At 57.1% G+C, this 21,171-nt stretch carries 16 protein-coding genes; all 16 read right to left on the bottom strand.

Going from position 1 to position 21,171, the window contains the following annotated elements:
• Positions 1–624, bottom strand: a 624-nt coding sequence (locus tag ENJ37_06340; GenBank protein HHL40106.1) for a hypothetical protein, incomplete at its 3' end; no start/stop codon positions are given.
• Between the two features lies 1 nt (position 625).
• On the bottom strand, positions 626–1,888 hold the full coding sequence (locus tag ENJ37_06335; protein ID HHL40105.1) for a hypothetical protein: 1,263 nt from the start codon (positions 1,886–1,888) through the stop codon (positions 626–628).
• Between the two features lie 175 nt (positions 1,889–2,063).
• Entirely contained in the window at positions 2,064–3,362 is a 1,299-nt protein-coding gene (locus tag ENJ37_06330) for a hypothetical protein (protein ID HHL40104.1), read from the bottom strand.
• Entirely contained in the window at positions 3,359–4,552 is a 1,194-nt protein-coding gene (locus ENJ37_06325; GenBank protein HHL40103.1) for a radical SAM protein, read from the bottom strand. Before ENJ37_06325 ends, ENJ37_06330 begins: the two co-directional genes overlap by 4 nt.
• Before the next feature lie 13 nt (positions 4,553–4,565).
• Complete coding sequence (locus ENJ37_06320; protein ID HHL40102.1) at positions 4,566–6,062, bottom strand: hypothetical protein; 1,497 nt, start codon at positions 6,060–6,062, stop codon at positions 4,566–4,568.
• Positions 6,063–6,269: 207 nt separating this feature from the next.
• The gene (locus ENJ37_06315; protein ID HHL40101.1) at positions 6,270–7,367 is read right to left on the bottom strand and encodes a DUF362 domain-containing protein; all 1,098 of its coding nucleotides are present in this window, start codon (positions 7,365–7,367) and stop codon (positions 6,270–6,272) included.
• The gene (locus ENJ37_06310; GenBank protein ID HHL40100.1) at positions 7,367–8,053 is read right to left on the bottom strand and encodes an N-acetyltransferase; all 687 of its coding nucleotides are present in this window, start codon (positions 8,051–8,053) and stop codon (positions 7,367–7,369) included. The genes ENJ37_06315 and ENJ37_06310 overlap by 1 nt, the downstream gene beginning before the upstream one ends.
• Positions 8,011–9,168: a radical SAM protein gene (locus tag ENJ37_06305; protein ID HHL40099.1), complete on the bottom strand. Its 1,158-nt coding sequence runs from the start codon at positions 9,166–9,168 to the stop codon at positions 8,011–8,013. The genes ENJ37_06310 and ENJ37_06305 overlap by 43 nt, the downstream gene beginning before the upstream one ends.
• 25 nt (positions 9,169–9,193) lie before the next feature.
• Positions 9,194–10,285: a GNAT family N-acetyltransferase gene (locus ENJ37_06300; GenBank protein HHL40098.1), complete on the bottom strand. Its 1,092-nt coding sequence runs from the start codon at positions 10,283–10,285 to the stop codon at positions 9,194–9,196.
• Between the two features lie 73 nt (positions 10,286–10,358).
• Positions 10,359–11,972 carry an EpsI family protein gene (gene epsI, locus ENJ37_06295; GenBank protein HHL40097.1) on the bottom strand — a complete coding sequence of 538 codons (1,614 nt, stop codon included), beginning with the start codon at positions 11,970–11,972 and terminating at the stop codon, positions 10,359–10,361.
• Positions 11,973–12,059: 87 nt separating this feature from the next.
• Complete coding sequence (locus ENJ37_06290) at positions 12,060–13,103, bottom strand: polysaccharide deacetylase family protein (GenBank protein ID HHL40096.1); 1,044 nt, start codon at positions 13,101–13,103, stop codon at positions 12,060–12,062.
• A gap of 245 nt (positions 13,104–13,348) precedes the next feature.
• Positions 13,349–14,755, bottom strand: a complete 1,407-nt coding sequence (locus ENJ37_06285; GenBank protein ID HHL40095.1) for a hypothetical protein — start codon at positions 14,753–14,755, stop codon at positions 13,349–13,351.
• A 373-nt stretch (positions 14,756–15,128) separates the two neighbouring features.
• A complete protein-coding gene (locus tag ENJ37_06280; GenBank protein ID HHL40094.1) occupies positions 15,129–16,247 on the bottom strand; it encodes a GNAT family N-acetyltransferase in 1,119 nt (372 codons plus the stop codon).
• A gap of 581 nt (positions 16,248–16,828) precedes the next feature.
• The gene (locus ENJ37_06275; GenBank protein HHL40093.1) at positions 16,829–18,985 is read right to left on the bottom strand and encodes a methyltransferase domain-containing protein; all 2,157 of its coding nucleotides are present in this window, start codon (positions 18,983–18,985) and stop codon (positions 16,829–16,831) included.
• 140 nt (positions 18,986–19,125) lie between these two features.
• Entirely contained in the window at positions 19,126–20,349 is a 1,224-nt protein-coding gene (locus ENJ37_06270) for an elongation factor Tu (protein HHL40092.1), read from the bottom strand.
• Between the two features lie 12 nt (positions 20,350–20,361).
• Positions 20,362–21,165, bottom strand: coding sequence for a sulfate adenylyltransferase subunit 2 (locus ENJ37_06265; protein ID HHL40091.1), 804 nt, complete (start codon positions 21,163–21,165; stop codon positions 20,362–20,364).
• Positions 21,166–21,171: the final 6 nt, after the last annotated feature.

Genomic DNA, 21,171 nt, shown 5'->3' with positions numbered 1-21,171 from the left:
GTTGAAGACCGCCGTGTTCACGCCGTTGTATATGACATCTATGCGGTCGGCAGGCGCGCCGAGCTCCACGAGCCTCTGCTTCAGCGCCGCAGAGGCGGCGACCGTGGCCCGGCAGCTCCGCACCGCCCAGAGGATCATCCTCCTTCTGACGGCGTATCGGGCGTAGACGTTCACATCGGTGCCCACAACCCACAAAAAGGCCGGCTTGCCGAGCATCCGTGCCGCAAGGGTGGAGGCGAAACCGTCGGGATAGGCGAAGACACCCACCACGGCGTCGAAGTCCCACTCCCTTCTCACCCTGAGCACGGTCCCGATTATGGACAGAAAATACATGATACCATAAAACGACCGTCCTATCTTGGGCAAATAGAAGTAGAGGGGACGCGTGCATCTCACGCCCCCGAAACCGGTCCAGCCGCGGGCGGCGCCGCCCGGCGCCCCACGGGCCAGGCGCTTGAGCCACGTCACCCACGACAGCGGCGCAAGAACCCTTATGTCGCAGTGCGCGCCCATGTACTGCAGGGCCTGGAGGACGAAAGGGGCCCTGTGCGGGTCCTGCACGCTCGGGAAGAGGTCGGTCACGACCAGGACCCTGAGCCTCTCTGTCGATTCTCCGTCGCTCATCTCACCGGAAGAGCTCCTTTACGGCGTAGAGGTAGATAAGCATTATCCAGCCGATGCACAGCCCGAATATCCGCGGCCAGTCCCTGCGCGTAAAATCGAGTTCCAGGTCTGGAAAGGCCTTCTTGGCGATGCTGATCATGGCGGCGATGAGCCCCAGGAGCATATAAAAGGGGTCTATCTCCGAGGTGATGAACATGGTGGCCACGCAGAAACCGATGAGCATAACCATCAGGGTTCGGGCGGTGTGGCCGTATCTCTCCCTGTCCTCCTGCTTCTCGTAGCGGTGGTTCTTGACCGCATACAAGCCCTTGAAGGAGTAGTAGAGCAGCCCCATCCAGAAGAAGAAGCCCACCATGCCGAGCTCGGCCATGTTCTGCACGTAGTTGTTGTGGGCCACGAGCCTTCTGGCCGAAAACTCGGTGAAACGGCCTTTACCAACACCGAACAGCGGGTTCTTCTTTAACATGTAATAACCCTTCTCCCATACATACTCCCGCAGGTGCGCCGACTCGTCCTTGGTGCTGATTTGCAAGGCCCTTGACGGGAGAAAAGGCAATGCGAGGAGAATCACCACCAGTATAATGGTCACTCCTTTCTTCACTCCCTTGGTAAAGGCGTAGTAGAAGAACAGCGTCGTGGCCGCGGCGAGCATCCCTCCCCTGGAGTTGCAAAGCCACAGGCCGCCAAGCAAGAGGGGGACCGCCACTATGCCGACGCCCCTGTAAAAGATACCCTGAGAACGTCTACAGAACTCCGTGGCTATGGGCAAAGCCATTACAAAAGACAAGGCGAGGACGTTAGAGCCGTTCCAGAAACCTACCCATGTTATCCTCTTACCGTCCCAATAAGGTGGCTGGCCAGCCCAGCCGACGCCATAGATCCTCTGGTATATTCCCTGGATGACCAGCGTAACGCTCAGCACCAGTATGAACATGAGTGTGAGCCTCATGCGACCCGGCGAGTTCACCACCAGAAGGAACATGAAGAATATCATCGCCTTCTTTGCAAAGAGTGTGAACTGCTCGCTTGCGAGGTCGAACTTGCCGTGTACGATGTTCGACATGGCTATGGAGAGAAGGAGGAAGACGAGAAAGTAGTACTGGGGCAGTTTGACGGGAAGCCCTCCGCGGGAAAAGATGACGGCGAGCAGCACCGTCGTTGGGATCACTATGAAGTCGACGGGCACATGTTTGAAGGCCGGGACCCAGTCCTGCGGCCTCAGATAGAGGGTGACAAGGAATGTCAGTACACCTAAGAATTCCAATCTTCTCTAACCAATTCATCAACCCTGCCGAGTTATGAGACGAAGGCGGGGTGAAAGAAGCCAGTGGTGGCAGAACGATGCCGGTTGGCCCGCGTACGCTCTCAAGGCTCCAGCGACCTGTCTTGTTCGGACGAGACACAGGGAGCGCACGCATCGCCGAACTCTTCATCCGCTGCTACTTGTTGTGAGAGAATATCCAGATGAGCGACCTCTGCACCACCATGTTGAGGCGTTCGAACCAGCCCGGCTCGCGCCTTACGAGAAAGTCGGGGCGCTCGTCACGCCGCAAGGTGACGGAGCGGCCCGGACCGAGATCTCCCACCACTATCTCGCCGTCACCGTCGGCCCTGTAGGGCCGTCCCCTCATGTCGTAGTATAGGGCGCCGGGCTCGACGAGAAGGGTGACGCCGTCGACGGCGAAGGTGTTGGAATTGTTCACCACCAGGGCGTCGCCGACCTCGAAGATGTTCACGTTCTTCATGGCCAGCAGCCTGTCGAGAATCACCGACACGGGCACGAACCACCCCTGCTCGTAGGAGGCGAGCTTGCGCATCTGCCTTACGAAGTCGGGGTCGAGGTAGTAGTCGCCTTTCCCGTCCCTCTTGGCGAAGCCGGCCGCGAAGTGGGTGTACACTATGGACGTGCCCCTCTCCCTTACCAGCCGCTCCATATTCTCGTCGGTGAGAAGCTTCTTGAAAAAATAACTGTTGTAGCCGTCGGAGAAGGAGAACCAGTAATTGACGTAAGGCTTCCGGGGGTCGTGATAGGGCATGGTGGGGTTGAAGGCCAGGGTGTTGATGTCGCTCGTGCCCCAGAGCCTCACGTACTTTGTCTTCTCCCTGGCGATATCGCCCCAGAAAAACGGGCTGTCCTCCACCTCTCCGCTGAAGGGGAAGGCGGCCTTGGCGAATACCGAGCCCACCACATCGTGTATGAACCACCGCAGGACGGCGTTGCTGAAGACCTTGGAGCCCCAGTAGATGTCCTCCAGGTTCTTGGAGTGCATTATGTTTATCCTGGGATAGTAGCCGAAGAGCTCCCTGAACTCCTCGTAGCCGGAGACGGTGGTGTCGCGCAGGTCGTTGCCTCCCGTTATGGTGTGGACTGCGATCTCGAAGCCCAGGTCGTGGAGCCTGAGGATGTAGTCGCGGTAGTCGGCGTCCTGGAGCGTTGCGCCGTAGTCGAAGTCGCCGGCAACGTCGGGGACGCCGTTGGAGCGTTCGGCCTCCTTGACCCACACGGCAACGGTCGTCCTCATACCGAGCTCGACGAGAAGATCGTATACGAGCCTGATCTTGGCGAGCTTGTGATGGTCCGGGTCGTCGGTTATGGAAAAGGCGAAGTCCCTGCCGTCGGGATAGGGTGAGAGCCTCGCCTTCTGGCCGCGGCCCTGTACGGATATCCACAAGAGCGCAGCCGCGGAGAGCGCGGCCGCAAGGACGGACGCGATTACGAGCTTGCCGCACCTGTTCATATCCTTGGCAGATAGTTCCAGTAGCTGTTGTGGGAATAGAGGACGCAACACTTCTTGCAGAACGGCAGCAGACCGTTCTTCTTGAGCTTGCGCCGGAAGTCAACGAACTTCTCTCCATTGACTATATCCTGTATGCCGCTCTCACGGAGATTGCCCATCGATATGGAGAGAGAACAGGGGTAGACGTTTCCGTAGGGGTCGACCCTGCACGAGTACCAGGGGGCGAAACACTTGTTGACTATGCTGTAGTTGATGTCGTTAAAAAACTTCCTCCTCGTTTCCTCACCGACTATCGACACGTGGACCTCTTGATCGAGCTCTTTGGCCTCCCTGAGAACCTCTCGGAGCTCATGCTCCAGCACATCGACATCCACCCTTCCTATATCCTCGGGCATGATGAAGCTCTCTTGCTTGATAAAGTCGGAATCGAACGCCTTCATGGTCTCTTGCCATCCCTCCTCGCTGACGAATATTATGGGGTCTATGACAAGCGGTACTCCCTTGCTCTTCGCGATCGCCACCAAGCCGCTGAGGTTGTCCTGGTTGAGGGCAGATACAGTGCACAAGAAGCCGAGCGTTGGCTTCTCCTTTCCTTGCTTTTTCTTCTCTTCCTCTATGAAGTCGACTCCTTCCATTATTCGATCGAATACTTTAGCTTTTCTTATCTCTTCATGAAGTTTCTTTGGACCATCAAGAGATATGGTTATGTTATCGACTCCCAGCTCAACCACCCAGCGGGCTATCTCTTTGTTCAGGATGCCTCCGTTCGACGTGAAGTGGACCTCGAAGCCGGCATCCTTTGCAAGCCTGGTGATATCCGCCATATCCTTTCTCAGGAACGCCTCCCCTCCTGAAAAGGCTACCGACTGGGTCCCCATCTTTTTGAGTCCGTCAAACAGCATCTTGAACTCTTCCACCGTCATCTCCGGTTCCTTGCCGATGGACTCTAAAAGCTCCTTACCTCCATCCACCTGAACTCCGTAGAGAGGACACATCTGACAACGGCAGTTGCACTTGAAGGTAACCTCGATGCAGACACTCCGCAACGACCTAACCTTGCCATCTCCGAAAATAAAGTCAGGATAATAAGTCCTGATGGCATCCACCGTTCCCTTGACATTACTGATGACTACAGGGGGTACGATCTTCTTTACAAATGCTTTCAGATATTTTTTGTATGACATCGGCATCTCCGACCGAGGCTTATTGCGAAAAAAATCTCAGGCCCACTTTTTGCCTGAGCACCTGAAACTTCTCAATCTCGCCTTTCGTATAGAATCCCAGCGGCACGAGGAGAAAAGGAAAGGTCAGGATCAGAAAAGTCTTGGACACCACCCTTTCATAAAATGCCATCGCATCCAGCAACGACGTTGCAAGGAAAAGCGTAAAAGCTACTGCTGCAATCTTTCCGGCACGCAGCAAGTCGTAATCGATACGATAGTATTTCTGCGACAACACGTAAGTAAGCGTCATCATGAGAAAGGACACCAGCACGTAAGTGATTATAGCACCGTAGATACCCAGCTTCGGAACCAGAATATAGAGCGACGCCACATTAACCGCCGCGCCAATGACCGTGATATAGGCTATATCGGCTGTTTTCTTCGCGATCATTAAGCCTGTCTGAAAGATATAGTTTATACCGTTGAAGATAATGGCAAGCACTATAAAGGGAACGAACTTGTAGGCGTCCACAAAGGCCTCTGAAGCCATGACCTCAATTATCTCACGGGAGAAGAAGGCAACAGCAAGACCCACAACCGTCACTACATAAAGGAAATAGATGAGCATCCGAGAATATAGCTGCGGCGCATTGTCCTGCTTCATTATGGAGAACCTGAAAGGACCGTAATTCATCTGAAAAGGATTGAGAAGCAAGGCGTGAATCAGAAGACCGAACCTGATTGCGAGAGCGTATATGCCGACGGTCTCAAGGGAGGTGTACCAACCGAGAAATATTCTGTCCATGTTCGACAGAAAGATTCCCGGTAGCGCCGCAATAACCAGCGGATAACTATACATCCATAGATTCTTGAGTTTCGGGAAATCAAAACTGAGCCCCGAGTGCCAGATCACAAATATGTTGAGAAAAGACCAGTAAAAAAAGCTCGTGATCAGGTTTCCGAGAAGGACCCCCTCTACTCCTTTATGGAGGAAGACGACAAGATAAATGTTGAGCGCGATCCGAATTACCAGATGGACGAAAGACGAAGAGACAAACAAGACAGAGCGCTTCGCCGCCCTCATGAAAGCTAAAGGGACCTGGTTGGTTACCTCGAAAAACATGCAGCCAAAACCGAGCACGATGAGGAGAGCGTATTCGCTGCTCCCGTAGAGAAGAACCGAAAAGTGCTTCGAAAACGCCATGAGCAGAATGGTCAGCAGAAGACACCAGACTGTTATGGAGACGAGCGAGGTGCCGACAAGTCTCTTTCTGTCCGCCACGTCGTCGTATTCGAAGAAGAATCGGATAGTTGCATGACCGAGACGCAACCCCAGCAGTTCCCTCGTAATGGAGCTGAGGACCAGGACGAGCTCAAGGAGGCCGTACTCTTCCGGCCTCAAATAATTCGTATAGACTGGGAGCAGTACAAAGACGGCAAGCCTGTTCAAAAGGTTTCCGACGAAATACACAGAGGAATGTTGCAGAAAATTTCTGAGTTCAGTATGCACCTGGTATCCGTCTACCTTCCCTGACATACGATAACCACTACTTGTTCATTGACGCTCATGCGGTGGCGGCCTGTGTCTGCTCCCGCTTAGTCGGTGACACCCATCGTCGCAATATCAGGATGAGGAAAACCCGAAATGAGGTCATGGCGAGCGGAGGACCGCAAAGCCCTTTCGTCTTTGAATAAAACAGACACTTGATTGCTCCGTCGCGGAAATCACTCTTCGCAATGACAATCAGGGGTTTTTTCCGCATCCTGTCAGCTCTTTTGCCCTCTCGACAAAGGCACTCGACCTCAGCTCAAGGCCGCGCAGACTCCTCTCGGCGGCCACCACGCGGCGCAGATGTCCATCCATCGCCACCGCGCAGCGGGCGAAGAATAGCGACGAGGGCCAGCCGCCGCCGAAACTCTCCCATCGCTCCGGCGCTCCGTGACGCTCGTCGCTCCACGTGCCGGCCATGGCGTCGCAGACGACAAGCCTGGTGACATCCCTCATGGACGCGGCAACCTCGGCTATGTGGTCCTCAAGGTGCGCTCCGTGCATATGGCGCGGAGTGGTGTCGCCGTTATCGAAGACGACGCTGCCGAAGAGGTTTTTCATGGCCCCGGAGAAGAGCACGAACTGATGGGACTTGAGCACCGGCAGGTTCACGAGGTGGTCGCACCGCGCCACCACCTGCGGCACAAAGCAGCCGAGCTCCACCCCTTCGTCGGTCACCACACGGTTACTCAAGGGCACCCGCCGCTGCGACGGACTGGTCAGGTCGCCGAATATCCGCCTGTACACCCTGGCGCTGAAGGAGACGGCCCGCTGGACGTAACGCACGTCGTAGCCGACCCTCTCCCTGTAGGCGGCGGGGATGGGACGGGAGACGTCGTAGACGAAGATGTCGCTTTCGCGCACGCCCACATGCTCCACGAGGCCCCGTATGGTGCTGCCCACAAGCTGGGGCGAGGTCACGACCTTTTCAAAGCCGTCCTTTATCCAGTTGAGGTTCGGCTTCAGGGCGACCTTCTCACCCCTGCCGTAGTCGAAGAGCGAGCGCCACGCCTGCCTTGCGCTCGCCGCCCCGGTGAGCCTCTTGACGCCGGCGTCGACGAGACGATCAAGCTCCTCCCTCTCCACCGCATCCACGTAGGGACGGCTTCGGCCGTCCCAGGGGAAGAGCTTTTCCGACGATAGCGCCACCACCCGGTCCCCGCCCTTCTCCGGCGAAAGGACGGAAGAGGACCGCGACGGCGCCGCCTGCGCCCCCGCCGGCAGGGGGCCGAGGGCGCAGAGGCCGAGCCCGGCGAGAAGCCGCAGAAAGCCCCGCCTGTCAAGCCCGTCCATCAGCCGCTCCCCTTCTCCAGAGATGCAAGTATTGTCTCGACACTTCCCGTCCTGAACTTGAGTCCCGCCACTTCCACGAACCTGATGTAGCCTACCTTCTCGAAGCCGCACCGTTCTACGACCTTCATCGACGCCTTGTTCCACGGCGGCACGTGGCAGATGACGTGACGGAAGCCGGCCTCCCGCAACGCCTCGAGCACCCGGCCCACGAAGAAGCCGCCCACCCCCCTGCCCCGCAGCCGCTCGTCTATTTCATACTCGTATATGAAGGCCACATGAGGGGGCAGAGTCAGGACCTCGCCGAAGTCGTTCACGTAGACGCTCGTGAAGCCGCACTTGCAGAAGCCGGCGACACCGCCGCCCTCGTAGAGACCGACGAACCAGTGGCCGGACCTTCGCGCCTCGCGGAGCTCCCTGTCGTTGAGGTACTCCTTGCGCCTCATGTACTCGACGACCGGCCCGGGCGCTTCTCTCGATACACGGACGTCGAGCCCGCAATCCCGCGCCGCGACCGGCCTGGAGAGGTCCCTTACGTACCACCACGCCGAGTTGCTCCGCAGGAGGACCTTCCGCGCCCTGACGGCGACGAGGCCGAGGCCGCCCTCCCTGTAGGCCTTCCTTATCTTCCCCCACAGCGACGGGCTCACGGCGTCCCGGACGAGGCGCTCCGCCCCAACCTCCTCCACGCCTTCTCCCGGGCCTTCCTGTAATAGTACTTCATCACATCGGCCAGACGCGGATAGTAGATCCTTATGTTGCAGTTACGGCAGAGCTCTATCGCCCCCGCCCTCTGGCGTTCGACGAAGATGCGGTGACGGGCGTTGCCCCACACCTGCCCCGGGTCCGCCTCCACAAGGCTGCCCAGCCTGTAGTCACGGAACATGGGGCACGGCATGGCGTTTCCGTAAGGGTCCACGGTGACGAGGGTGGTGCACAACAGGCACCTTTCCGCCTCGTAGAGTCCCTTTGTGAAGGCGTCATCGCCGGCCATGTCCACGGCCCAGCGGTTGACGAAGGGAGCGCCCTCGATACAGTCTGCCGCGTCGAGCGACTCCCTGAAGCGCCGGAGTTCGTCGGCGCTCAGAAGGTGCGAGCTCCCGTCGCTGGGCACGAAGTAGGGCTCGGCCCTCACACCGTCGACGACGGAGGACTCCACCTTCTCCTTCGAGAACTCGCCGACCACCCTGGGGTTGATCGTATCGACACGGTAACGGGAGAGGAACCGGACGATCTCGACGAAACGGTCGCAGTTCATGTTGGATACGGTCGTGCATACCTCGATCTTCGGATGCCGCGCCTCGCCGCGCTCGGCAAGGACGTTCTCGAGCGCCTGCTTCACCTTGGCAAAAGAGCCGTCGCTTCCCCGAATGGCGTCTCCCGTCTCACCGACGTCGTCGAGCGAGAAGTAAATGGTATCGAGCCCGGCCTCTACCAGCGAGGCCGCGGTATCACGGTCGAGCAGCAGGCTGTTCGTAGGGAAGTAGGTGGCCATGCCGTTCCGGCTGCAATGCTCTATCATCCGGAAGATTATGTCCTTTCGCAACAGGGCGTCGCCGCCGAAGAGCTCTACCGTCTTTATGCCGTAGGCGCAGAGCCTGTCGAGCACCGTGCGCCACTGCTCCCATCCCAGCTCCTCCGACGACGGGTCCGTCCTCTTCCACATGGTGCAGGTCCTGCATCGACTCCCGCACCTGTAGGTGAGAAAGACCATGGCGTTGAGCCCCCGCAGCCTGCGGTCGCAACGCTCGAGCTCGGCGGCCCTGGCCAACTTCTCGGCTACTGATGCAAGCAACCTGATCATCCGACACTCCGAGGCGACGACGCTCTCACAGCTTCTTGAGCCTCCCTAACAGGCCGAGCAGCGCGATGTAGAAGCTCTTCCTGGCCACCACCAAGTTCACGATCTCTTCATAGCAGCTTATGAAGCGCTCCTTGTAGCTCTCCCGGGCCACCCTGTACCAGTCATACTTCCTGAACCCTTCTTCGGCGGCGTTCTCGATGCAGTAGAGCATGCCCAGAAGCCCCACGCTCAAGTTCTTGCTGAAACCGGCGTCGAAGGCCGTCTGATATCCGTACACCGTGTCCCTGTAGCAGTAGTCGAGGTTGCCGGCCACGGGTCTGCCCCCGACCTCCATCAGGGAGAGCTTGAGCATCCCCCGGTCGGCGAACTCCTCGCACACGGCCCTCTGGAAGCTGCTGAACTTGGGGCTCGCGAAGGCCCCTCCCCCGCCCCACCTCTTGAGGCTCAGCTTCACGAAGGCGTCGAGCATACCGCTAAGCTCGTCGCGCCGCTGCAGGAACCTGTATGAAAAGCCGTTCATGGACTCAAGCCGCCTCCTGCCGCTTCTCACCATCTTGCGGGTCTTTTTCCCGAGACCGTTGTAGAACCCCTGCCAGCCGTCGTCCAGGAGGGTTATGCCGTTGCGGAAGCTCTCCTCCACATGGACCGTATAGGCGTCCTCTCCGAAGTAGCGCCTCGCGGCGTCGATGAATCCCGAACGGGAGGAGACGAACTTAAGCGACATCAAGTCCCAGTCGCAGGGACGGACCTCGCGCAGGAAGGCGAAGATGTCGGCGTAAGCCTGCTCCTCACAGCCCGCCTCCGCTATCATGTCGAGCATGTAGGAACAGACTTCGTCGCTGCGCTCTTCGCCGGTGCCGAGAAACTCGAGCTTCACGGAGCCTGGATAGACAAAGCCCGGGACCTTTCGCCTGTAGAGGGGGAGTATGGCCCTCGTCTCGTCGTCGCCGGCGACAATTATGTAGAGCTGCTTGTCGTCGCCGAACGACTTCCACCAGGTGTAGAGCCATTCCCATGTGAGGAAGACGCTGCCCGTCCCCGACCTGCCGAGCAGGGCGTCCCACGCCTGTCTCATGGCGCGGAACTCCCCTTCATCGCTTACGACCCTGACCTTCATCAATGCTGTATCGTCCTTCGCTACGCCACGTTGTGCAGACGAAACGTGCTGAGACAAGAGCCTGCGCCGCCGTTCAGAAAAGCCCCTCTGTCACGGCCAGGACCGTCTCGACGAAACGCCTCTGGCCTTCCTCCACCGCTGTCGTGTCGTCGCCTCCGAGCCTCGTCGAGACGACGACGACGGCCCCGTTACTGCGTCCGTTGACGAGGGCGTTGTATATGGTCAGCAGCTTGACGCCGTACAGGTCGGTCACCACCCGGCCGTTGAGATGGTACCAGAAGTGGACGAGAAAGCTTCCGCCCCCGGCCCGCAACACGGCTCTGTTGACCTTGACGGAGCCGCCCTCTGCGTCCACCTCGGTCTCCTCCACGCCACGGTGCATCTTGGTGGCGAGGTAGCCGGCCAGCTCCCCGCCCTGTCTCATCGATGCGAAGTAGCCGATGTAGAGGTCCGTCTCCCTGCCGGCCCGGTCCCGGTAAGTCCTGAGAAGCTCGGTATCGGCCCCTTCGAACTCGTTGAACCACCGCCTCGTCCCCCCCTCGCCCCTCGCCCTCCAGTCGCCCAGGACAGCGGGCACGGCCGAGAGGTCCTCTTTCAGGCCAACGGGCTGAGGACGCCTGAAGTTCGAGCAGGCGAGTACCGAAGCGAGCAGCGCCACGGCCGTAACGGCCGACAGGGCCAGCCTCCGGCCGTCCACAGCCACCGGCTCCGCCGCCGAGGGCGCCGGGCCTGCGGCCCCGGCGGCCGGTAGACGTGAAAAGAGCCAGGCGAGGATGAACAGGAAGACCAGCCCCACCTGGAAGACGAAGAATCCCTGAAAGATATGGAGCGGGCCGTGAACGGTCGTATGGTTGTGGAAGTACACCCACCACCCTATGAGGACCACCCTCAAGACGTTGGCCGCCACGGCCACGAGCAGGGCCGCGGCGACGAGGGCCGCCTTCCTCTTCCAGCCTCGCTGCGTAATGTGCGCAAGCGGGACGCTTACGGCCAGTATGGACATGAGGTAGCTCAGCCCGCTGCACTCGACTGCCACTTCAAGGCGCGTTGTGGGCAGCTCAAGGAACTGGGCGTCCCTGAAGACGGGCACGCTCATGAGTTTGAGCACCCAGGCGCTGGCCCGGGCTGCGAGCAACTGGAACGGCCAGTGGACCTTCGTGGTAACGGCGTCGAGAAAGGGGATCATGAAGAGCAGGTTCGCCACGGGAAACGACAGCACCCGAAGAACCTCCCTGCCCGCCAGCAGCAGCGTAAGTCCAGCCACCATGACCACGAAGGAGAGCTGCCGGAGCATATCCACGGCGCCGGCCCCGCCCGCCACATACAGGACGCCGGCCGCGGCCACGACGGCTGAGCCCGCGCCGAGCGACGGCGCCACGGCGGCCCTTGCGAGCCTCTCCCTGTCGTCCCACGCCAGATAGAGGCTTATGAAGATGACGAAGAAGCCGTAGGAATATACCTTGGAGTTCCACCATACATCCACAAATGATGCGAAGACCGGAATATAAAGGACCAAGAGGAGGATGACCGCCATGCAGAGCACGAGGACGACGGCCGGCGAATCCCTGAGCGCATCCGGCAGCGGATGGCTCTGCCGCCCCGGCGCGGCGGCATCCCGGCGGGAAGGCCCGGCGCAGGGAGGAAGCGAAGCGGCGGGCGTCTGCTCCTCGTAGCTGTTCTTGTTCATCGTCGATCACAGCGGCACACTAAGCAGCCCTTCATCCTCCAGCCATGGGGGCAAAGACCTCTCCGTACTTCTTTTGATGCCCCGATCTTATCTCTTCCCTGCCGGAAACGAGAAGACACCGGGAAGATTCATACTCATGAGAGAAGGAAAGAGCAGCAGAGCCGCAAACATACGCCTGTCTATAGAGGGGTTCACGAGAAATCGTCGCAGTTGTAGAGGGTCCCTGTCAATGGGGTTACTCCCCCCCTCGCATGTGCAGGCAAACTTCAGACCAGTCTTTGCAAGCAACTCCTTGGACCTTTCATCGACCTTCCCCGACGGATAGGCAAAGGAGATTACGGGCCGGCCGATATGTTCCTCGATCTTTTTACGGGAAATCTCGATCTCTTCCAGAATCTCTTGAGATGACGATATGTTGGTAAGGATCCTGTGACTGTCCGTATGAGCCCCGAACTCCACACCACCTTCCGACATGGCTTCGACGTCATCCCAAGAGAGGAGCATTCCCTCGCCCACGGCCGGGGAAATGTCGACGTCGAGCGTTTCTTCGAGGGAGGCTAAGACCCTCTCCTTTTCGTCGTCCCCCATGGTCTTGAGCCAGGCGTCCACCTCCCGGATGGCTCTGCTTCTCTCCCCCCTTCCCCTCAGATCAAAGCCTAACGACGGCGCAACATCCATCCTCTTCCTATCCGTCATCTTGATCAGATAGGCGAGCCTATCCCACCAAAAGAGCTTATCCGTGCCGATATGGCCGGTGGCGAGAAAGATTACCGCCGGAAGGCCGTATTTCTTGAGTATGGGATAGGCATTGGTATAGTTGTCCTTGTAGCCGTCATCGAATGTTATAATGAGGGGATTTTTTGGCAACGCCTCTCTTGTGGCGTATCTGTCGAGGTCGCCGAAGGTTATCACATCGAAATGGCGGGATACGAATTTCATCTGCCATTCGAAGTCGGCCACAGAGGCGTCAACCACCCCCTCGTCGTAGGCGAACGCGTTGCGGTCGATATCCAGAACCCGGTGATATGCAAGTATTATCAGCTTCTTTGAACCGAATATGCGGTTGTAAAGTGTCCGCAGCCACAGGACCCCGCTGTAATACAGAAGCCATGCGAGTGCCTTCTTTTTCATGGTATCGCCTGTTCATCTCATTTTCCGCTCTTCCCCCGGTGCCCAAGCCTCACGCCAGACGGATGATCAAGCACCCCTCTTTCGTCTCCACCAGTCACCGGCAGCGGCAGAAGCTGCCTTCTTACTTGGCAAAGTATCATGCTCTCCAGGTGGTAAAGCCAACACCGCCATCCCCCTCGTCTCCACACGAGCAACAAAGCGCCGTCATCATGTAAGGCAGGGCGGCGGCTTCGGCAACCGACACTTCAAAGGTATCCAAGACTCTCCAGAGATTTTCGCACCGTCTCCTCTACCTCCGTGCTCTTTTGCCGGTCACTCCTGTTCCTCCCCCCCTTGAGTGTTTCAAACAGCAATCCCTTGTATTCTTCAACCACCTCAGGCAGCGCCGCAGCGAGGTCCTCGGATTCCGCCGAGTCGGCGATGACGTCGTAAAGGGCCTCTTCCCCGGTGGAGGACCATACGTATTTGTATCGCTTCGTCCTCAATACCTTCATAACGCAGTCGAGGGGTGGGATGTCATCCCGCTCCTTGAGTTCCGGAAATTTCTCAAACCACGGATCCAGCATCTTGCCTCGCTCGGCTATCACAAACCTCTCTTCATCACAGGACGACAGGAGAGTCCGGCCCTGGAGATGATCGAACCGGCCTTGCGTGGCCACGCCGGCAATGTCGAGGAGAGTTGGGAGGATATCCACGATACTTACGAGTTCATCCCTCTCGGTGCCTGGCTCGAAGAGCGCCGGCCACCGCACAAGAAGAGGTATCCGCAGCACGTCTTCGTTCAGAAAGAAGTGGTGATCGTATCTGTCCGTGACGATCTCTCCATGGTCAGCCATGACAAAAAATGCCGTGTTGTCATAACTGCCGAGCCTCTTCAGGTAATCCATAATTTCGGATATACAGTAGTCCACGGTATATATCTTCGAGTCATAAAGGTCTGTAATGAGCTCCTTGTCGAGTGAGTCGAGTTGGAGTGTAAAATGTGGCCAGTTGTAGTGGGATATCTCTTTCGACAGCTTGAGTTTGCCGTCGCAGCCAATGAACTTGCGGTTGTAAAAGCGGTTGAACGAGTAAGGCTTATGTGCGTCTATGTAGTGGATGAACAAGAAAAAAGGCCTTGAGCGGTCGCATCTGCGAAGCCAGTCCTTAACCTTCCAGTTGACGATCTTACCGGGTATGGCGTCCTTCCACCCCAGGCCGGTATGCTTGGCCAGCAACCGCAACGCCAAATACTTTAACATGTATCTATTGAGATTGGCGCCCATCCCTTCCTTATCGAAGCTCTCGAAAAAGGCATCGAATCCCCTATCCAGCCCTGTGGCCCTGCTTACATAGCCGACGGAACTGAAACCTGCCGTCTGGTAGCCAACCTCCCCCAATATCTCCGCCATCGTCGGATAAGTCTTGTCCAGACTGAGGTATTCCTTACTCGCCCCATGAAGAGAAGGGTATACGCCGGTGAACAGGGAAGCATGAGTAGGCAGTGTCCATCCGGAAGTAGTGATAGCCTGCCTGAAGAGGGTCCCTTCCTCCTTTACCATCCTGTCCAAGTTGGGCGTCGTCTCTCTCCGATAGCCGTAACAGGACATGTGATCGGGCCTGACGCAGTCCATGAGAAAAATTATCATGTTGGGTCTACCGGTACCGCTCATAGTTCATCATCCTTTTAGGCTTGGAGTGTTTATACTCTTATGGAAGCTCTGATTTATTACACTGAGGGAAACTTTCTGTAGAAGGGCCATAGGCCCACGTTTTCCCCAGGCCCTTCAAAGACTTTAAATTCCCTGCGGATCACCCCGATTTTGCAAGCAAAATCGGGGTGATCCGCAGGGCGTTAAAAGTTTTTGGAGGGAGTCTGAGGGAACCTTTTTACAAAAAGGTTACCTCAGGGTAATAAAAGGGGCATAGCCCCGCGGTTCCCTCAGACCTATGGCCCTTCTACAGCAAATTTCCTCCAGGGTAATCGATCAGAGCTTCCCTGACCACCAGCAAAGTCAACCTGCAAGTCGTATACGGCCCCCACCTTCAGGTGTTGATTTGTCGTTTATAGCCTTTCAGTTTACGCAAGGCGCCATTAGCCACCCTGTGGAGCCTTCCTTTCAGCGAGTCGCTCCAGAGCAGAGCGGTGAAGAGCTGTCGCTGGGTCTTAGTGAAGTCGTACTTGTAAGGCTCCTCCCCTTTCAGGAAGTCAAACTCAACAAGACCATTGACGATAGACTCCTCGATTACAAAGGCAATGAGTTGCTTGGCCACTCCAAACTTCGACCAGCTGATATCGTAGCCGGCGTTGTAGTGAAAGAGTCGTCGGTCGTATTCGAAGCCGTAGAGCGCCGCCACCGGCTTGCCGTCGACCTTCAAGAAGAAGATGCGAAGCCAGTTCCTTTCAAAGAGCAGAGGTGCCACTTTCCTGTGGAAGGCCATGACATTATTATGGGCGTCAAACATCCCTTTTTTACCCCGTCCCTCCCAGCGGCCTGAATGTAGGGAGAAGAAGGTACTGAGGGCGTCTTCAACATCCTCTCTCCTCTCAAGCCGCACAAACTCCACACGGTGGTCCTTTTTCAGCAGCTTGAGCCTCCTTCTCATCTCGTATCTCTTCTTGCCGGAGATACTCTTGGAGTATTCGTCCCACGTATCGGGCAGACGGATATACGGACAAGCGTTGTGGGGAAAGTCCCACAACTTCAATCCCCGGCTGTCGGCCATTTTCTTCACCATGGCCATCACGATCGAGTTGGAGAGCACATCGTTGAGAGCAACAAGGTCCCAGTCCCTCTTGCCGGCGCCGAGAAGAAAGCCGGCCACCTCTTCCGCTACTTTGTCGCTCATATTCTTACGGACGATTATGTCGAGGTAGTCGGGCGAGACTTCGTCGCCCGAACCAAGCAATCCCACCGCCGTGAAGTCCATTCCGCAAGTCCGGACACGATGTCTCAAGAAGGGCGCGATACCCACAAGCTCTCCCTCGTCGGTATACACGGTTATTATATACAGTCGCTTGCCGTCACCGAAACACTCCCACCACGTCCAGACCCATTCCTCGGTGAGGAATATGTTAGCGCAGCCGCTCTCCTCCAGCAGTTCATTCCATCTGCCCGAGAGCCGCTTGAGGCCGTCGCACGATTCTATAAGCTCTACTCTCATAACTCAGGCGTACACTGATGGAAGAAAAGTCGATTTAACCCATCTCAGGAAACTTCTTCGATACCCAACGGTGGCCGTCAAGTCGACCGGCTATATCTATTATGGAGACTCTGATGTGTTCCGCCGGGGGAGCCGGCGTATAAGCCCCCGGCTCCCTCAAGGTAGTTAAACACAATTTCCATGGAAGTATAGTGGATCTTCACGCCGGAAATACTCTCAAAAGCGTTCCGGCCCCTACCGCGAAAGCCGTCCATGGAGCTGAGCGCCTTATCCGAGCTGATGATCGCCCGGAACGGACACCAACCCGTCAGTCTCTCCATGTAGACCTGCAACTTCCTCCACTTCGGAGGCGACCAATCCCCTTCTTCATCAACCGCAGCGGCTTAAGGCCCTTGTCCTCAAACACTGCTTCGGATAGTCTGCGAGTCTCTATCTTTTCCACGAGATTACTATAGCATATTCAGGCATACTTGTGGCCGGAGTATTAACAGGCCGTCCCGAAAAGACGTTGCCGATGTCTGAGTCGGCCATGGCGAAAAACAATACTATTCGGTTCTTCATACCGTCCACGGTGGCGATCGTCACAAGTACAGGGACCTTACGACCCTGAATGGTCCGGCTATCCCGTTTTCCTTCCACTCGGGATGGCTCCACAAGAATTGAAATCGCACTTTTCTTACAATATGATGAAGCCACGATATGATCGCCAACGGCGCCAGAAGGTTCCTGTCTATTCCAAGAGCTTCGACATACCTTTCCACAAAGTTTTTCTCCAAGGCATCGAACCTCAACGGCAAGATGACCGTCGCAAAGATATCGCCGAGAGTCTTCCTCTGTTGCACTCTTCGCTTGGAAGCGATCAGCTGAAGGCAGTCAATAAAAGGCAGTCCCTCGTGCTCGGAGAACTCCCAGTCTATGATACCATTAACGGAAGCCGTTTCCGGGTCGACCAAGACATTCTCCAGGCTCAAGTCGCCGTGCTGGAGCACCTTCGGAAGCTCCGCCCCCACGAGCCTCGTCCTCACAAACCTCTCGAAGGAGCCGAGACGACCGCCGTCGGCCTTGTCGAGATTGCTTTCAAGAAAGCTCTTATAGGGTTCAAAAAGCCTTACGAAAGAATCAGCCGTCAATGTAGCCCTTCTTGCGGTTCTCAGGTGCATGTCGATCAAGTAATCGGCAATATTCGTAAAGCAGTCTGCGAAGGAAGCGCCGAGGTTGTCTCTGGCCGAAACACCCGCTATCTTATCCTCCACAAAGAAGGTCAGTCCATTGTAAGTCTTTTTCCAGGGACGGGATATGCCGACCCCCTCCCACTTCATCTCCGCCAGCAAGCTCAATGTGTCGGCGTTGCGCTTGCAAAGACCGATGCGTTCTTTGTCGAGAGGCAAGCGTACGACGAAACCTCCGTCACGTACTTTGTTTTCGTCAGATTCGAGTATCGCTATAGGGACATTGCCCAGTTTGAAATCCTTTATCTTGCATCCTTTCTCGCCCAACCCTGAATAATCGATTATTTGTTCCAAGAATCCTGCCCCCCCGGAAGTTGAGGCAGTGACCACAAAGGCCTGAGCGCATATACCCGAACTCTTGAAGTAATCCTTTATAGCGGCTTTAACCCCCCTGCTCCCACCCTTCTCCCTCCAGCTAAAGTCCATGGGAGAACACAACCTCCTGATTTGTCTCATCTCCTCTATTGAGGGGTTTGCCGCATAGAATTTAAACGAGTTTAGACCGCTTTCACGCAGAACCCTCTTAACCTCATACATTGAGAACAACTCCCTCTCACTTCCTGGAGTTGCAACACCGCTCCCGCGCCTTGTCCGGTGAAAAAGATTATAGAGGCCGAGCCTGTTACCGAACGAAAGGTAAAGGGTACCGGACTCCGCCAAGAGCCTTCTTGTCTCCCCCAAAAACCATTTCAACTTTTCTTTATGTGCCGCCCCGCCGTCAAGATACTGGAATACGACACCCATATCGTGCACGACAATCAGATCAAAGGAGTTATCGACAAAAGGCAGGTCCTTGCCGCCATCAAGCCTGCCATGGGTTACATTTTCAATCTTCTTCTCCTTCAACCTTTCCACTACACATTCCAGTATCCGCTGATCGAAGTGCAGCGTGTGGACTTCGCCGCAATGGAGTGCGAATGATTCCGTTATATTCCCCAGCAGAGTCTCAACTATCAAGGCTCTTCTTATTCCAGAGAGATCAAGGAGCAACTTCCAGCCAACAAAGCCGCCGTTGACGACATTGTCCAGGAGCAATACCTCATCGAAAGGCAGAGACGAGGCCAACAGCGAGAATCCTTTAGTCCACCCACCCCTGCGCACCTCGTTGTATAGCAAATCGATCTTTTCCGAAGACAAAACAGCCACGCCATCCTCCGGTCCCTTGATTTCAACCGCTTGCAGAATCGAATATGGTCGTGCATATCTCGATCTTCGGTCGTTTGCCCCGCCGCGCCCTGTAAGGACGTTTTCGAGCACCCGTCTTACCTTGACGAATGCGACCCGCTTCCGCCGAACGGCATCCGCTGTCCCACCAAAGTCATCAATGGAGAAGCATATGGTGTCGAGCCTTGCCTCAGCGAGCGAGGCTGCGAGAGGGCGGTCGAACAACAGGCTCTCGGCCGGGAAGCAGGTGGCCGTGCCGCTTCGACTACAATACTCTATCAGCCGGCAACAGAATGCCCCAACTCCCTCACAGAGTACGGAACGCTGCGTAGTCACTTGCGCCACAGACGTTTGAAGACATCATACTTCGTTGATTAGACGTTTTTATGTGAGGAACTGGCAGGTTTGCCGTCGCCACGTGGAGCACACGGCGGCGGACCTTCCCGAGACCACGCCATTGCCGGTTCGCCGCGGCCGCCGAATCGTCAGATTATGATGCCGCCGGCGACGGGGTATCCCCTGTGCTCCAGGACGAAGCGCCCCATCTCGGGGATGTCGGCGAACCTGTCGATGACCACCGGATGGTCGAGTCTTATCTCAACCTCGGCTACCTCGGCGGGCTTTATGCGGCTGGCGTCCTTTTCTATGATCTCGATGGAGGCGGGATCAAAGCGCTTGCTGATCTTCCTTATCGTGCCGCGCGCCTCCTGGGTGGCGCACTTCCATGTGACGGGAACGCCCATCTCGTAATCCTTCTCCACCATCCAGAAGATATTGGCCTCTATGGTGTCGGTCACGGTCGCCGTGGGCTTGTCGACGAGCACGTGACCTCTGCGCAGCCCCTCTCCCTCGATCCTCAGCCCCACACACTCGCCGGCGCCGGCGCAGGCCATGTCGTCCTCGCCGAATTTCTTCACCTCAAGGATCGTCACCTCCCTGTTGTCGGGAAGGACTATCGCCTTGCGGCCCTTTTCGATCCGTCCGGCCTCCACCCGGCCCACGGCGACGGCGACACCGTCGAGGTCGTAGATGTCCTGGACCGGGAACCTCAACCCCTTCTCCTCCACCTTGAGGGCCTCGAAACTGTCAAGGGCCTCGAGCACCGTTGGACCGTCGAACCAGTCGAGCCGCTCGCAACGGGCCGCCACGTTGTCGCCCAGCTTTGCGCTGATTGGTATCACATAGGAAGGGGTCACGCCGAGACCTTCGAGAAGCGCCGTGATCTCCGTTGCCAGGGCCTCGAAGCGCTGACGGTCGTAGCCGACCATGTCCATCTTGTTGACCACCACCGCCACCTGTCTCACGCCGAGCATGCTCAGTATGTAGCAGTGCCTGCGGGTCTGCTCCCTTATGCCCTGGCTTATGTCGACGAGAAGGAGCGCCGCCTCGGCCTGCGACGTTCCGCTTATCATGTTCTTTATGAACTCCTTGTGGCCGGGCGCGTCTATTATGACGTAGCGGCGCCTGTCGGTGGTGAAGAAGGTATGGGCTATGTCTATGGTGATGCCCTTGTTGCGCTCCTCCTCGAGGTGATCCATCACATAGGCGAACTCCGTGTCCCTGCCCTGGGAAGCGCTTATGCGCCTTATCTCTTCGAGCTTGTCGGGGGGGAGGGAACCGGTGTCGTAGAAGAGCCTCCCTATAAGGGTGCTCTTGCCGTGGTCGACGTGCCCTACTATCACTATGTGAAGCGAATTCTCCTCCATCATCGCGGTTCCTCCTTACATGTAGCCCAGCGAGCGCAGTTTCTGCATGGTGTAGGCATCCTCCTTGTCCTGGGCCCTTCCGGCGCGCTCCGAGGTCGTGGAGTGTTCGATCTCGTATATAATCTCGTCCACGTTCGACGCCGTCGACTCCACGGGGCCGCAGCATGGCACGCATCCCAGGCTCCGGTAGCGCTTGCCGTCCCTGGCAAGATACAGCTCCGAGAGAGGGATATTCTCCCGCCTGATGTAGCGCCAGATGTCAAGCTCCGTCATGTGGAGTATGGGATGTATCCTGAAGTGATTGTCCTCGGCGGCGGTGGACTTGTACTGGTCCCAGAGCTCGGCGGGCTGGTCCTCGTAGTTCCACTTGAAGTCGTCGTCGCGCGGCGAGAAGACCCTCTCTTTTGCGCGTATTCCGTGCTCGTCGCGCCGTATGCCCAGCAAGAGCGCGTCGATCCCGTACTTCGCTATGGTCTGCTTGAGGGCGTTGGTCTTGAGCTCGTTGCAGCAGTCGAGCTTTGCGCCCTTGTCGGGCCCCATGCCCTCGGCTATCTTCTCCTCGTTGCGCCCCACTATGAGGTTGAGCCCCCATTTCCTGGCGTACTCGTCCCTGAACCTGTACATCTCGGGGAACTTGTAGCCCGTGTCGATGTGGATTACCGGAAAGGGTATCCTGCCGAAGAAGGCCTTGCGGCAAAGCCACAGAAGGGTGGTAGAGTCCTTGCCTACAGACCAGAGCATGGCGATGTTGCGGAACCTGTAGTAGGCCTCCCTTATTATGAAGATGCTCTTGTTCTCCAGCGCACTGAGATGATCCATGGCATG

The organism is Deltaproteobacteria bacterium (assembly GCA_011375175.1).
Classification (GTDB): domain Bacteria; phylum Desulfobacterota; class GWC2-55-46; order GWC2-55-46; family DRME01; genus DRME01.
Note: the sequence above shows the minus strand (reverse complement) of the source record. Positions and strands in the feature narration are given on the sequence as shown.

Bases quoted from the DNA above. Each gene is read 5' to 3' on its own strand.
- ENJ37_06270 (HHL40092.1), bottom strand. From the start codon at position 20,349: ATGATGGAGGAGAATTCGCTTCACATAGTGATAGTAGGGCACGTCGAC.
- ENJ37_06330 (HHL40104.1), bottom strand. From the start codon at position 3,362: ATGAACAGGTGCGGCAAGCTCGTAATCGCGTCCGTCCTTGCGGCCGCG.
- ENJ37_06315 (HHL40101.1), bottom strand. From the start codon at position 7,367: ATGGACGGGCTTGACAGGCGGGGCTTTCTGCGGCTTCTCGCCGGGCTC.
- ENJ37_06290 (HHL40096.1), bottom strand. From the start codon at position 13,103: ATGAAAAAGAAGGCACTCGCATGGCTTCTGTATTACAGCGGGGTCCTG.
- ENJ37_06320 (HHL40102.1), bottom strand. From the start codon at position 6,062: ATGTCAGGGAAGGTAGACGGATACCAGGTGCATACTGAACTCAGAAAT.
- ENJ37_06285 (HHL40095.1), bottom strand. From the start codon at position 14,755: ATGAGCGGTACCGGTAGACCCAACATGATAATTTTTCTCATGGACTGC.
- ENJ37_06265 (HHL40091.1), bottom strand. From the start codon at position 21,165: ATGGATCATCTCAGTGCGCTGGAGAACAAGAGCATCTTCATAATAAGG.
- ENJ37_06300 (HHL40098.1), bottom strand. From the start codon at position 10,285: ATGAAGGTCAGGGTCGTAAGCGATGAAGGGGAGTTCCGCGCCATGAGA.
- ENJ37_06325 (HHL40103.1), bottom strand. From the start codon at position 4,552: ATGCCGATGTCATACAAAAAATATCTGAAAGCATTTGTAAAGAAGATC.
- ENJ37_06280 (HHL40094.1), bottom strand. From the start codon at position 16,247: ATGAGAGTAGAGCTTATAGAATCGTGCGACGGCCTCAAGCGGCTCTCG.
- ENJ37_06305 (HHL40099.1), bottom strand. From the start codon at position 9,168: ATGATCAGGTTGCTTGCATCAGTAGCCGAGAAGTTGGCCAGGGCCGCC.
- epsI (HHL40097.1), bottom strand. From the start codon at position 11,972: ATGAACAAGAACAGCTACGAGGAGCAGACGCCCGCCGCTTCGCTTCCT.